The 14,470-nt window shown below is 55.7% G+C and carries 9 protein-coding genes; 2 read left to right on the top strand and 7 right to left on the bottom strand.

Going from position 1 to position 14,470, the window contains the following annotated elements:
- Positions 1–93: 93 nt before the first annotated feature.
- Both H8K03_12875 and H8K03_12870 read right to left on the bottom strand, forming a co-directional pair.
- Entirely contained in the window at positions 94–3,225 is a 3,132-nt protein-coding gene (locus H8K03_12875) for an efflux RND transporter permease subunit (GenBank protein UVT18714.1), read from the bottom strand.
- Positions 3,222–4,436: an efflux RND transporter periplasmic adaptor subunit gene (locus H8K03_12870; GenBank protein ID UVT18713.1), complete on the bottom strand. Its 1,215-nt coding sequence runs from the start codon at positions 4,434–4,436 to the stop codon at positions 3,222–3,224. The genes H8K03_12875 and H8K03_12870 overlap by 4 nt, the downstream gene beginning before the upstream one ends.
- Positions 4,437–4,675: 239 nt before the next feature.
- Between H8K03_12870 and H8K03_12865 the strand changes: the two genes are divergently transcribed.
- A complete protein-coding gene (locus tag H8K03_12865) occupies positions 4,676–5,620 on the top strand; it encodes a glutathione S-transferase family protein (protein UVT18712.1) in 945 nt (314 codons plus the stop codon).
- 545 nt (positions 5,621–6,165) lie between these two features.
- Here the strand turns inward: H8K03_12865 and H8K03_12860 are convergent.
- Positions 6,166–7,011: a universal stress protein gene (locus H8K03_12860; protein UVT18711.1), complete on the bottom strand. Its 846-nt coding sequence runs from the start codon at positions 7,009–7,011 to the stop codon at positions 6,166–6,168.
- A 497-nt stretch (positions 7,012–7,508) separates the two neighbouring features.
- Between H8K03_12860 and H8K03_12855 the strand changes: the two genes are divergently transcribed.
- Entirely contained in the window at positions 7,509–8,330 is an 822-nt protein-coding gene (locus H8K03_12855; GenBank protein ID UVT18710.1) for a VacJ family lipoprotein, read from the top strand.
- A 658-nt stretch (positions 8,331–8,988) separates the two neighbouring features.
- On the opposite strand, the gene H8K03_12850 is transcribed toward H8K03_12855, so the two are convergent.
- The 4 genes from H8K03_12850 to H8K03_12835 all read right to left on the bottom strand — a co-directional run bounded on the left by H8K03_12850 (position 8,989) and on the right by H8K03_12835 (position 14,219).
- Positions 8,989–10,164, bottom strand: coding sequence for a saccharopine dehydrogenase NADP-binding domain-containing protein (locus tag H8K03_12850; protein UVT18709.1), 1,176 nt, complete (start codon positions 10,162–10,164; stop codon positions 8,989–8,991).
- Positions 10,165–10,621: 457 nt separating this feature from the next.
- On the bottom strand, positions 10,622–10,876 hold the full coding sequence (locus H8K03_12845) for a hypothetical protein (GenBank protein UVT18708.1): 255 nt from the start codon (positions 10,874–10,876) through the stop codon (positions 10,622–10,624).
- 326 nt (positions 10,877–11,202) lie between these two features.
- Positions 11,203–11,856 carry a response regulator transcription factor gene (locus H8K03_12840; protein UVT18707.1) on the bottom strand — a complete coding sequence of 218 codons (654 nt, stop codon included), beginning with the start codon at positions 11,854–11,856 and terminating at the stop codon, positions 11,203–11,205.
- Positions 11,853–14,219 carry a PAS domain S-box protein gene (locus tag H8K03_12835; protein UVT18706.1) on the bottom strand — a complete coding sequence of 789 codons (2,367 nt, stop codon included), beginning with the start codon at positions 14,217–14,219 and terminating at the stop codon, positions 11,853–11,855. Before H8K03_12835 ends, H8K03_12840 begins: the two co-directional genes overlap by 4 nt.
- Positions 14,220–14,470: the final 251 nt, after the last annotated feature.

Here is a 14,470-nt window from a genome sequence, read left to right as displayed (position 1 = left end):
CATACAAGTTTAGTGCCCTATGTAGCGGCAGACTCGCCGCCTGCGAAGAAAGTCCTTAGGGAACGTTAAACGACTCCTTAACCTCCCACCGTCTTACACCCATTCAGGCGCCTCCTCTTTCTTGACCACCTGCCCCGCAAACATGCTGTAGAGCACAGGCAGCACGACCAGCGTCAGCGCCGTCGATGTGAAGAGCCCGCCTATGACGACGCTGGCGAGTGGCCGTTGGACCTCAGCCCCAATCCCCTGGGCCAGCGCCAGCGGCAGGAGCCCCAGCAATGTGGTCATCATCGTCATCACGACCGGACGAAGACGCAGGCTGCATCCGGTGACGATGGCCTCGTCCGTTTGTTTTCCGTCGCTCCGCAGCTGATTAATGTACGAGACGAGGACGATGCCATTGCCCACCGCGAGCCCAAACAGTTCGATGAAGCCGATGGAGGCCGGTACGCTCAGATACTGCCCGCTCAGCCACAGTGAGACCACGCCACCGATCAAGGCGAAGGGGAGATTGAGAACAATCAAGGTCGCGTAACGCAGCGAGTGAAACGCCCAGAAGAGCAAGAGATACACAAGTCCTAAGGTAATCGGCACGACGATCGAGAGTCGCGCGTTGGCCCGTTCCATATTTTCGAACGCCCCGCCCCATACGACGCTGTATCCTTCCGGCAGCCGGACCTGCATCACTAGCTTCTTTCGACCTTCATCCACCACGCCACCGATGTCCCGCCCGACAACATTGAAGCCGATGTAGATACGGCGCTTCACATGCTCGCGACTGATGCGAGCCGGTCCCTCGCGCATCTCAATCGTGGCGAGATCGCTCATCGGGATCAGTGCGCCGGAAGCCGATTTCACCCGAATCTCCTTGATGGCGCCGATACTGTTGCGTTGCGGCTCTGGAAACCGAAGCGTCAACTGAAACCGCCGCTCGCCCTCGTACACATAAGTCGCCACTTTGCCTCCAATGGCGCTGGTGATGATCTCCTGCACGTCGGCCACGTTGATGCCGTAGCGGGCGATCTTCTGCCGATCGACATCGATGATGAGATAGGGCTGGCCGGCAATCTGTTCGATCTTGATATCTTTGACGCCCTTGATCTGCTGCATCAAATCGGCGATCTCTTGCGCCTTGTCACGGAGCACATCGAGATCGTCTCCGAACAGCTTGATGGCGCACTGGGTCCTGATGCCGGAGATCAGCTCGTCTACCCGTTCTTGAATCGGCTGGCTCATGAGGACGGAGATCCCGGGGATCTCCGCCAGTTTTTTCCTCATGGCGTCGGTCAACCCCGATTGGGTTCTCGCCGTTTTCCAGAGACTTCGATCATGCAAGGACACGATCGGATCGCTTTCATACAGATCTTCCGGATGGTAGGGAATTTCGGCCCGACCGATTCTGCTCACCGCCATCTTCACTTCGGGAAACTCCAGCATCACCTTTTGGGCATGCTTCTCCATTTCGATGGATTCGGCCAACGACACGCTCGGCAGCTTCACAACCTGGGGGGTCAGGGCCCCTTCCTCCAGGAGCGGAATAAATTCCCGCCCCACGAATGGAACGAGAGCAAGACTGCTCAATACGATGATGATCGAACCGGTCAGGACCAAGCCGCGGTGCCGGAGTGTCCACCGGAGCACGGGCAGATAGCCCTGCCTCATCCAGCGTGTCACACGGGTTTCTCCCTGATGATCGCCGCGCAGGAACAACGATGCGAGCACCGGCGACAGCGTCAACGTCACCACGACCGAAACGAGGAGCGCGATCACCAGCGTATAGGCCAACGGCGCGAACATCTTCCCCTCCATTCCGTGCAACGTCATGAGCGGCAGAAAGACGACGCTGATGATCAGAATGCCGAAGAGGATCGGCCGGCCCACTTCTTTCGTGGCCTGGAGAATCACGTCGACCTTGCTTTTTGCAGTCTCCGCGTTAGTCTGCGCGAGATGGCGATACACGTTTTCGACCACGACCAGCGAGCCGTCCGCGATCTCACCGATGGCGATGGCCAGCCCACCAAGCGTCATCAGATTGGCTGAAAGTCCCAAGCGCTGCATGGCGATGAATGTGATCAAGGGGGTAACGATCAGCGAGACGGTCACGACGACGGCGCTGCGCACGTGGCCCAGGAAGAAAAAGAAGACGAAGACCACCAACACGATCCCTTCGATCAACGCGTCGCGCACCGTCTGGATGGCGGCATTTACCAATTCGATGCGATCATAGAATGGAATCAGTTTCGTGCCGGGCGGAAGAATCGTACTCTGCTGGAGATCCTGCACCTTGTCCTTGACGGCTTCGACCACCTGACGGGCATTCGCTCCGCGAAGCATCAACACCGTTCCAATCACAACCTCCCGCTCCCCATTGAGGACCACGGCACCATGGCGAACGGCGTGGCCTATCTGGACTTCCGCGACATCCCGAACGAATACCGGCGTGCCGCCGACCTCTTTCACGATGATGGATTCGATATCGCTCACGGTCTTGATCAGCCCGAGTCCTCGCACGATCGAGCGGTCGGCATGCCGTTCCAACACATTGCCCCCGACATTGGCGTTGTTCTTCACCACCGCCTCATAGATCTGGTGGAGCGTCAAGTCGAACTTGCGGAGCTTGGCCGAATCCACCAGGACTTGATACTGTTTCACGAACCCGCCCATGCCGTTCACGTCAATCACGCCCGGCACGCTCTTCAGCAGAGGGCGCAAGACCCAGTCCTGCATTGTCCGTTGATCCGTCAGTTCCCTCTCGACGACCTGAGGATCCGTGGCCGTCGCATGGGACCCTTCGATATAATAGTGATAGACCTCGCCCAGCCCAGTGGTGACGGGGGCCATCACGGGCTCGAGCCCCTCCGGTAACCGCTCTTTGGCCGCCATGATCCGCTCCAGGACCAACTGGCGGGCGAAGTAGATATCGACCTCGTCTTGAAAGACCACCGTAATCTGAGAGAGCGCGAATTTGGAGAGCGAGCGGATTTCCGCCAGACCCGGCAGACCCGTCATCTGGAGTTCGAGGGGATACGTAATGAACCGCTCCACTTCGACCGGGGAGAGACCCGCCGCCTCGGTCAGCACCTGCACTTGGATGTTGGTCACGTCTGGATAGGCATCGATCGGAATGGACTCAAAGGCAATCACACCGATGACGGACAACAGGCAGGCCAGGCCAATGATCAGTATCCGTTGGCGCAGCGAAAATTCCAGAAGCGCGGCGATCATAGCGAAGGCTCGATCTTATGCCGTTCCATTTCTGACCTGAGAGCGAAGGAGCCCTTGGTGACGACCTGTTCGCCTGCCGTCACCCCTTCCAACACGCTGACGACGTCGCGTTCTTCGTTCCCCAACGTGACTGTCCGCGCCTCAAACGCCCCGGCCCCCCGCTGAACAAACACCATCTTGCCGGCAGGCCCGTCTTGGATCGCCGCCAGCGGCACGCTCAGCGTGTCCGGACTGGACGCCGTATACACGCGGACGATGGCAAACATTTCCGGCTTCAGCAGCCGATAGGGATTCGGGACTGTCACTCGCAGGCGCATGGTACGAGTGCCCGGATCAAGCACATCCCCGATGTAGGTAATGACACCGGTGGTGAGCGCATGGGGATAGGCCGCCAAGACCACTTCGACCTTCTGATCTTTGTGGATGAATTGAACGTCCTTCTCCGGCACGTTGCCGATCACCCACATATTGGTGAGATTCGCCACGGTAAAAAGCTTTTGATCCGTCTCGACTACTTCTCCACGCGTAATGTTGCGCGTGATGACCCGCCCCTCGAACGGGGCGCGCAAGGGCATGTCGGCCTTGATCGTCAACTCCCGCTCAAGCCTGTCGATCTCTTCTCGTGGCACCCCAAGCAGCTCGAGACGGTTCTTTGCCTCCCGCAGTTCGGCTCTCGCCGTCTTCATGGCGGCCTCGCGTCGTTGCAGTTCGGCAAGGCTGACGGCGTTGTTTTCGTACAGATCCTTGGCACGGAGATGCGCGAGTTCCGCCTCTTGCAGTCTTGCCCCGGCCTTGAGGTAATCTCCTTCCGCGACGCCAAGGTCCATGCTGTGGAGCATTGCCAAGAGAGCGCCCTTTTTCACGTCCTGGCCGACATCCACCTGAACCTTCACGACCCGGCCTCGAATCAAGGTGGTAACCTCGGCCAGTTCGTTCTGGTTGGCTTGAACGGTTGCGGGAAACTCACGATGCGAAAGAATCTGTCCTTGCACCACCGGTGCAAGTTCCAGCTGCATCCGAGATAACTCTTCCGGCGTCAGACGCACGACTCCCGGTGATGTGGAAGCAGAGTCCGGTTTGACGGTGGAGGTGTCCGCCGCCGGTTTGTTCTCACAACCGGTGCTCGCTGCCACGATCGCACAGGCCGCCAGACCACGCATGGCATAAGCCAGAAAGACGGTCGCGTTCCGATTCAGCCCGGGACTACCCACGAATCACAACTCCTTGGCATTGCGCTTCAACCCCAGAGACACCCCTCCCCCTTCTAGCCTTCTCGCACGGGGCATGCCCCTCAAATACGTTGTTTTCTTCGCGCAACGCCGAACAATCGTGGCCTTTTGCTACGATCCGGATTCGATGCCGTAGCAAAACGCGTCAGGCATACTGAGACCTCCTAACACCTTGGGTCGTTGATATGAGATACTGATTCCGAAAGGAAACGGCTCTGTGTATGGGGATCCAGGCGCAATTTCCCGACGAACAATCGCCGGCCGGCGAGTTTACCCGACAGCCGGATGCGTTCCGGGAATGGGTGACCGCCAACGGGAGCTCGGGCTATCCTGCCGAAGCCGGCCGCTATCATCTCTACGTCTCATGGGCTTGCCCGTGGGCACATCGCACGATCATCGTGCGCAAGCTGAAGAAGCTCGAGACGGTGATCGGTATGACGGTCGTGGACCCCATTCGCGACGAGCGAGGATGGGCATTTCGCGAAGGTGCGGGACATTCCCTCGACCCCATCAATGGGTTTCAGTTCTTGCGCGAAGCCTATAAAAAGACCGATCCGGCCTATATCGGTCGTATGACGGTTCCGGTCCTGTGGGATCGCGTGACCAAACGCATCGTCACCAATTCCGACGATGACCTGATGAGAATCTTCAACGGTGAATTCAATCGATTCACTGAAAGTCCGATCGATTTATACCCGGACGGATGGCGACAGGAGATCGATGAGCTCAACACTTTTATCTACGAGAACGTGAACGACGGGGTCTACCGAGCGGGATTCGCCACATCTCAGGGCGCCTATGAACGAGCGGCAGGGCGATTGTTCGCCGCCTTGGATCAACTCGATGCGCGTCTTGCATCCCGCCGTTATCTCTTCGGACCGGAGTTGGTTGAAACCGACTGGCGGCTCTTCGTCACATTGGTTCGGTTCGACGCGGTGTATCATGGACATTTCAAGTGCAACGTCCGGCGTATCATCGACTACCCGAACCTCTTTGGGTATCTCAAGGACCTCTACCAAACTGACGGCATCGCTGAAACTGTCAATTTCGATCATATTAAGCGGCACTACTACATCACGCACGACGACATCAATCCTACCCGCATTGTCCCAATCGGACCCGACCAAGATCTTTCCACGCCGCATGGGCGTGACCGTCTGCGATAGCCGTGGGCCTTTTGACCGGGACCATATGCGTATTCGATAGCTTCTTCCCTGCTTCTGTCCAATTGAATGGACAGTCTTGAGGACATTTCCCCCAACCCCCTGGATGCGTTCCGCACACACGAGGCCGGATAGGCTTCTTTTTGCGGAGTTTAGGGACGGTCCGCTTCGCGCGATTCAAGCACAAGAGTTGCTCCATTCATAGGACAAGCGTTCACGTTGGTCTTAAATGAAAGGAGCCGTTATGGATATGATGTGGTTGTTCGCGCTTGTGATGGGTGCACTCCTCCTCGGTGGGCTCATCGTTTATAAAAAGAGCGTGTAGCGTATCGTCGAGGAATTGGACGTTCCGCTTCGAGAAAAGTTCCTTTCCCTGGTGGATGAGCTCGGTGAAGACGCATGTTTTTCATGGAGAAGGGACTCTTTCGAAGAGCGGTGATGTTCCCGGTTCGCCAAGCCCTCTCCAACTGATGTCTCGCTCGCCCCTCATACGGGGCGAGCGATGGATGGATTTCTGAAAGGTGCGCTGGATTCTCGAGGTGATGGGCTTATCTGACCACGAGTACGGAGCATGCGCTCTGGTGTATCAGCTTTGTCGAGACGCTCCCTAAGAGAAAGCGCGCCATAGCGCTTCTCCCCTTCGCTCCAGTGACGATCAGGTCCGGTTGTTCTCGATTCACCACTTTCATGATCTCTTCCGCGGCCGGTCCCACGCGTGGGAATTCCCTGACGCGATACCCGGCCTTCTCAAGCTTGGCCGCCTCTTGGGCGAGCAATTTTTCCCCTGCTTCCTTCACCACTGTGTAGCGCAGAAACGGCATGACGTGCACCAGCAGAATATGAAGTGGTTCGGCTTCGGACTTGACCTTGAATTGCTTGGTGAGGAACTGAAGGGCCTTCGTAGATGAGGGAGAGCCATCTGTTGCGAATAGAATCCGCCGAATGGTTTGTGGTGGCTCCTTCACAATCAAAACCGGAGAACGCGCGTGAACCGTAATCGCTGTCGACACGCTCCCCAATACGAAACGGTCGACTGCGTCCAGGCCCCGGCTCCCTACCGCTATCAGTGCGGTACGACCCGCACGTCTGAGGAGGGCATGCGCAATTTGTCCCTTCTCCACGCGCACCGACCCTTCCAACCCCAGCTCCGCCATACGCTGCTTCGTTTCCATTTCCACCTGCTTGGCTCGAGTCTCCACGAGGTGAATGGCCTCCCCTTCATCGGGTTCGTGCCCACTGACGGACGGGTGCGTGACGAATGGAGCACGAGCCGAGTCGATATCGATCGCATGAACTGCCGTGACACGTGGCGAAGAACGAAACGGCATCTTACTCAGCCATCCTAAGAGCCACTCCGAGTACCGGGAACCATCTACCCCTATTATTGCTTTCATCGCCATCTCATCCCTCCCCACGTTAGAAATCCCCTCATGCGTTCATCTGCACGATCACTTTTCAGGGTTGCATAAGACCTCAATCGACACATTCTGCAGACTGTTCAAGATGTCGAGTGGAAGGAAACACATGATGCTCACACCAATCCTTCCGTTCTGTCAAGCCATGAGCCGACGTCTGTCGCAAGAACTCATTACAGTCGATGCCGGAGAACCGGGGAAGCAATGGTAATGCCATACCTGTAAGGGAAAGCGGCTGAGGGCGGTATCGTTTCTCTGCAAGAAGATTCAGAAATAATTATTGGCCGGTGAGCCGACTTTTGGTACAGTGCGGCACCGCATTGCCGATGAAGGCTTGCATTTCATACGAGGAAGGCACGCAAAGGATGAGGATACAGACTGGTGGTGGGCCGGTTCGGTGGATTGAAAGACCATGCAGGTTGCTACTTGCCGCTGTAGTGATATTGCTTTCAGGTTGTGCGGTACATGAAGGCTCGATGCGCTCCGACGCTCCCTATGTCGAGCGAAGCACGCCGTCGGTTCTGCTCGCGGATGCCTCCTCGGCTTCCTCCATGCTTCCCCTTGCACTAGCTGCTCGCGACCAATCACTGGACGAGCCTGTGGATCCCTTTGCCAAGCCGGGCGAAGAGGCCGTTGAGGAATATGATCCCTGGGAGCCGCTCAATACCAAATTCTTTGAATTCAACCGGCAGCTGGATCGGTGGGTGTTGAAACCGGTCGCCAGAGGATACAACTTCGTCGTTCCGAATATTGTCCAGAACGGCGTCAGCAATATCTTCTACAATAGTCGTGTGACTCCGCGGTTTCTGAACAATATCTTTCAAGGTAGATTCAAGGGAGCTGGAATAGAAGTCGGGCGATTTCTCATTAATACGACGGTTGGGATCGGGGGATTCTTTGATGTGGCTCAGCGATTCAATCTCACAACACCGGAGGAAGATACGGGACAGACGCTTGGATTCTATGGAGTCAAGCCCGGCCCCTATATCATGGTGCCGCTTTTGGGACCATACACGGTTCGGGATCTTATCGGGTATGCGGGAGATATTGCCCTCAATCCGATTTACTGGCTGATCCTGCCGACCATGCATAACATCGATGCCATTCCGACAGTGGTCTCTATAGAAGAGCGGGCGCTCACGTATGGCATCTCGATTGGCGCGCGTGCGACTGAAGTCGTAAACGAGCGCTCTCTGAATCTGGAAAAGTTTGAGGGTGTGGAAGAATCTACTTTGGATCTCTATGCCGCAGTACGGAATGCCTATCTTCAAAAGCGCGCCAAGGCAATCCGCGAATAACTATCGGATCGGTACTCGTTTCACCGGTGGTCTCCATGGATCGGCCTGGTACTGCCGATGAATCGGCTCAGGCCAGGCTTCCTCGCTTGAAATCCCAGCCAGGATACATCACGAACAATATGAGTGATAGGGATGAATCGGAAGGGCAGATGAGAAGAAGACAGACCGGTAACGTTTCGCTCAGCACCTTGACAACTCGCGAGACTAAGCTCACGAGGGACTGAGCCGCTTCACAATAAAACGAGGTGAAGGAATAGACCGCCGATTAGACGCTCTTCTTGTATATGATGATGCCGCCGATGAAGATGATGAGCATCACGGCCGCAAATATTAAGAAGGTACTATCCATGGTTACTCCTTTCGTTCGGACCCATCACGCAACGAAGTGGTAGACCACAAGCACACTTCCCAAGGAATGAGACCGACAGACATCTTTTCCCTGGACAAAGCTGAAAAGAATGACATCACAGGGCTGATGCCATACAACAACTCGGCCCCACTGCTCTTCGGGAACCTACGTCTGCCTCAAATTTATTCCTGACAAAATCGACTGTCAAGTAACTTGGACCGCATGGATAGGAACCATTCGTTAGGGCAGTATGCAGCGGAGATGTACGCGGGGCAAGCCGGATCCTGTGGCGGAACGTATGGATTTCTTTTAACTTTCTGCGGAAGGCCAGGTGGGGTCCAGGGGTTTGAGGGGCTTTATTCTTCTCTTAAGACGGATGCCGATCGAACGTGTCTCACGAAGGATCTCTCTTCGCGTAAGGGACGGCAAGACTTCAGGAGCATACACACCCACAAGCTTGCGAGGCATGTGTTTGACAAAAATAGCTATGAGATGCGCGGTGCCCCAGGCAATCGGTGAACAGGCGAGATTTTTTTGACGCAAATCAAAGAGCGAGGGGAACCGCGCATCCCAGCGGATCAGACAAGGATGCGTCCGCTGGGAGCCATAGGCCAAAACCGCTACGGCAAAACGAGCATTGTGCAGAATCCCTCGCCGGACCAGCGTGATCATCATACGGGGAGATGCCGTCGCCGGAAATCGTACCGAACTGAGGCCGCGTGACCGTGTGAGTTTCCCTTGTCGATACCATCTCCGCAGTCGGTCAATGTCAGTCCCGCCGATTTTCGCGTCCACACTCTGGAAACCTAGGAAGCGGGGCAGCGTCGTGACTTCATCCTGCGCAACCAGCACGACTCCAACCTGTCCAATTGGCGGGGGAAACCTAAATCGTTCACGCTCTCCAAATCGGATGCCGAAGCTGAACCGGCCATCACGATAGATACGAGGGCGCGACACTGCTTCGTCAAAAGCAGACTCGGCCGACCACTGTGAGACAGGCCCCTCAGACGCAGTATCCTCAAAAATTCGGACTTCTGCTTTGTCCAATTTATCTAGTCCAGCCGCAGCCTGAGCGGCGAAAAGATTCGTTAACCCTGGCGCGACACCAGCGTGAATGAGTGCCCATCGCCCTTTTTCCCGGAATTGCTTATCGAAGCAAAACTGTTCCGGTCGAAATGGGTTGGGCCTTAAACATGATGCAGTATCGAGGTAATGGGCGCGCAATCGCAGCGCCGCACGCATCACGACGTTGTTGAGGGCGGCAGGGCACGCATTGATCAGGAGCTGGCATCCTTTGGCCGCCTTAACGACGCTGCGCAGATTTCGGGCATTGACCTGTTGGATAACAACGCTGGACGGTTCGCCGAGAAAGTCGCGTGCACGGGCGAGATCACGGTCGCCACAAGACACATGATGTCCCTGGCGAGTAAGTAGCTTGACCAGTAGTGAACCGGTCGCTCCAACTCCGAGAACAAAGATTCTCATGAGCTCGTCACTGTACCACAACTTCCCTTGTTGGATTCTGAAACGCGTTGGCAGGTGACGTTCCCGGAAACTTTTCTTCTGCCGTCTTATGTGGTTTGAGCGATCACTACGTTCGCCGCGGCGTCACTTCTACCTTCCTTACCGTCCGTCAGAAGTATTTTCACCAATTACCAATACCTTGTGAAGTCCTGTGGTTCAAGGCTGCGCAGCTACAGGCGATGGGCCGGATCAGGGCAGGACATCTTCATACGGAGAAACGTGATACGACTGGATGTGGAGTGATACGAGTGGACATTCTGAGAGGAGCTGGAGAAACGCAACACCATCGATTGCCTGCAACAAACCCGCGCAGGACACAACCACGATGGCCAAATCTGCAGGGAAGGTGGGCACATGGAAAACATCAGCCGGCGGGGTAGTCGGCCAGTATCGCACCGAGAGGATAGGTCTAGTAAGATTACTGGACGGTACTTTGAATATGCCCTATGGATGAAACTTGAGACGGCTCGCCAAGAACCGGATGGACCGTATATGTCCTGTCTGGGTCAAGCGTCACACGGACCTTTCCCGTCTTGCTCAAGTAATCAATAGATAGGTGGACTTGATTCCAGGTCAGATCCGGACAGAGGCCGACCACCTCTTCCATAGAACAATGTGTACCAAACTGCTTGAGCGCATGATGGACACGGTCTATGATCGCCGAGAACTGCATGACCCCCTCCCACACACTAAACAGATCAGAATCAGAAGTAATAATTCCCACCGACACTCGAATACACGATACTGAATAACTATTGGATGATAATGGGTTAGGGCGGAGCTTGTGAACTAGTAAAATCCCTGGAAAGAAAAAGGGATATTACTAGCACTCATCTCAGATCGAGAGGCGAGAGGTTCTGAACCATTCACCGAAACCTCTGTCCAAATCCTGGAGCACGAGACTTCCACCAAATGCCGGAGTTTGTTAGGGGACGCCGCCCGGTTCTCAGCCGAAAACGATTTTGAGACCGGAACTAAACCAAAACCTTGTGCGTGTGCCTATGAGGACACACTCACAAGACCTTCAGCGATTGCATATTTGATCAACTCGGCCGTCGAATGCAGATCGAGTTCGCCCATGATGCGAAATTTGTGGAACTCTACGGTCTTCACAGAGATATTCAGAATGGAGGCAATCGCTTTGGTTCCTTTTCCCTCCGCAACGAGTTGCAACACTTCACGTTGCCGCTGCGTGAGAGAAGTCACCACCGGCTTGCATGGCTGGCCTTCGGGAGATTGGAGCGTCGCTGCTAACACGTCCTTCGTGATCAGCGGAGTCATGTAGTGCTGCCCCCGCATCACGGCCTGGATCGCTTGCTTGAGTTCCACCGCTGCCGACCGTTTTATCAGATAGCCCGCAGCACCTGCCTTAAAGGCTTCGGTCGCATACGTGGGGGTGGCGTGCATCGTCAGGAAGATGAGCTTGCTCTCCGGCACCAGTTTGGTCAATTGTCGCGCCGCGTCCAACCCGTTGAGGAGCGGCATCGAGATATCGAGCAACACAATGTCGGGGCGAAGCTGCTGGGCTTTCTCCACCAATGTTCGCCCGTCCTCCACCATGCCAACGACCTCGCCTTCGGCTTCTACCAACTTCCGAAGCCCAGCCAGGACAATGGCATGGTCATCCGCCATCAAGATACGTGGTCGTTTCATATGACCTCCAACTCGCAAGGAACCCAGGCACAGACCTTCGTGCCGTTGGCCGGCCCGGACTGAATCCGAAAAAATCCCTGCAGTTGCCGCAACCGTTCCTCCATACTACTCAACCCCAAGCCCTGCTGATGGGTGCTCTGGTCATGGGGGTCAAATCCCTTCCCATTGTCAGTCACAGACAATCCGATGCCCTTCGACGATCCACGGAGTTGGACCGCCACTGCCGTTGCCTGCGCATGTTTCACCACATTTTGGACGCTCTCCTGCATTACACGGAAGAGACAGGTGGCGTGATCGAGCGGGACCGCATTCGGAACCCCGGCAATCTTGAGGTGGATGGGCAAGCCGGTCCGCCGGGAAACCTGATGAACATGGTCTTCGATTGCAGGACGCAATCCTGCGTGTTCCAAGAGGGAGGGATGAAGTCGGTACGCAAGGGTATGCACATCATCCGAAAGTTGTTCCAACTGTTCACGAATCGGCGTCAGCGCATGAGCCAGTTCGACCGGCATGCTGGAAGACTGGCGCTCGAACGACGCGACCTCCAAGACCAATGCCGCCAGTCGCTGGCTTACATCGTCATGCAGATCACGGGCGATTCGTTGCCGCTCATGCTCTTGTGCCGTCAGTAACTTCGAGGTCAGCTCCTCCAGCTGGACTTGCTGTTGATGCAGCTCGAGTTGGTTATGATGCAGTGCCTCTTCCGCTTGCTTGCGTTCGGTGATGTCGACCGCGACACCACCAAACAGCGACGGGGCTCCCTTCTGATCGATGATAGGAAACTTGCTGACAAGGGCGTGCCGAATCTCTCCGTTTTGTATGAACGACTCGACAGTGTGGAGCGGAACCCGATTTTCCCGCACTTTCCTATCATTCAAATCGTACTGCTCGGCGACCTCCGCAGGCCACAACTCGAAAGCAGTTTTTTCTTTCCACTCCAAACCCCTCAGGACGGATTCTTGAAACAGTCGATTGACATAGAGATATCGTCCCTGAGCATCTTTGATCCACGCAAAACCATGCAAATTATCCATAAAGGAGGCGAATCGTCGCTCGCTTATTTTCAACGCCTCTTCGGCTTGTTTGCGCTTCGTGACGTCGATCATCGCTCCCAAGGTCCGGGTGGGACGACGCACGGGGCCGTCACTCTCGAATAGCGTCCATGATCGAAAGTTGACCCAGCGGACACTCCCGTCGGGACGCAAAAGACGGTGTTCCATTGAAAACAGATCGTCAGCCGTAGGGTCATGGGCTTGTTTGATCGCCATGACGACCATTTCGCGATCCTCCGGATGAATCAGCTGGATATAACCCTCCAGGGAGGCCGGAGCGTCCGATCCCACGCCATAGATTTCCCTCATGGCCGGCGACCAGTACACTTTTCCGCTACGGTGATCATGGTCGAAAATGCCGAAGTTGGCCAATCGGATGACTTGATCCGATCGTTCCTCCCGCTCATGCAACGCGATCTTTGCCTCCACACGAGCCGTCACATCCTCCGTCGCAATCGCAATGCCGCCGATCTGGTCGCCGCTATACCAAGGGCGGACATCCCAGGTGATCCACTGCACGGAGCCGTCATCTCGAACGAACTGGTCTTCATCTGCGCTCAGAACCTCTCCGGCCAACCCTCGTCGATGTACCTCTTTCCACCGCAATGAGACGTCGGGAAACATGTCGTAGTGAGATTGACCCACGATATCTCCGGTCAGCCGATAATCTTCCATCCAACGGCGACTCGCCGCCAGATAGCGCATATCGCGGTCAAACATCGCAATCGCGGCCGGTGCATGCTCGATGAACAAAGGAAACCGTTCGCCACCGTCCCGCGTCGCGCCATTCGTTCGCTCGACTCCCGCGATGCTCTCTCGGATACCTCGTTTCGACTGGTCATGGGCTCCACGCACATCGTCCTCTGCCGTGATGTCGTTCCCAATCGTCAGGAGGCAACGCTTGCCGCCTACCGTGATGAGATTCGTCGAGATGAGGAATCGTCGTAGCGTTCCTTTCTTCGTCCGCATCGACACTTCAAGGTTTTTTACCGATCCTTCGGAATTCAATCGATTGATGAACCGAGCACGATCACGAGGGTGAGGCCAGATCTGCAACGTCAACGTGGTATTCCCAACGACTTCGTCCCGACTAAACCCGAAGATCTCCAGGCAGGCATCATTAATTTCCAGACAGAGCCCGGTTTCGAGTTCCGTGATACCGATTGGGTAAGGACTTAGACGGAAGGCTTCAGCAAAGAAATCTTCTCGAGCCGATTCGACCGCGTTTCCCTGCCGATCCCCGGTGTGGTATGCGTGTGAAAGCGGTTGGGCCCTCACCCAACGCTTTTTTTTTGCGGCCTTGGGTGCCATGGCGAGAGGACTCAATTCTAGTCTACTTACACAGACCTCGCAAGACCAAATCCATGCGAGCCATTATATTAGTTATGCTAATTAAACAGTCCGATGCTCTTCGGCAAGATGGTTATTCTTCTCTTGAGTTTGTCGCCCTTCACCTCGCGGGGGCCGTTATGTGAGAAGAATTCTGTGTGCGGGAAAGCGGGGCATAATCCCCCACACCGGGCTCTTGCCCTTGACGCAGAACGCCACGATAATCTCCGAGA

This window comes from Nitrospira sp. (assembly GCA_024760545.1).
Classification (GTDB): Bacteria; Nitrospirota; Nitrospiria; order Nitrospirales; family Nitrospiraceae; genus Nitrospira_D.
Note: the sequence above shows the minus strand (reverse complement) of the source record. Positions and strands in the feature narration are given on the sequence as shown.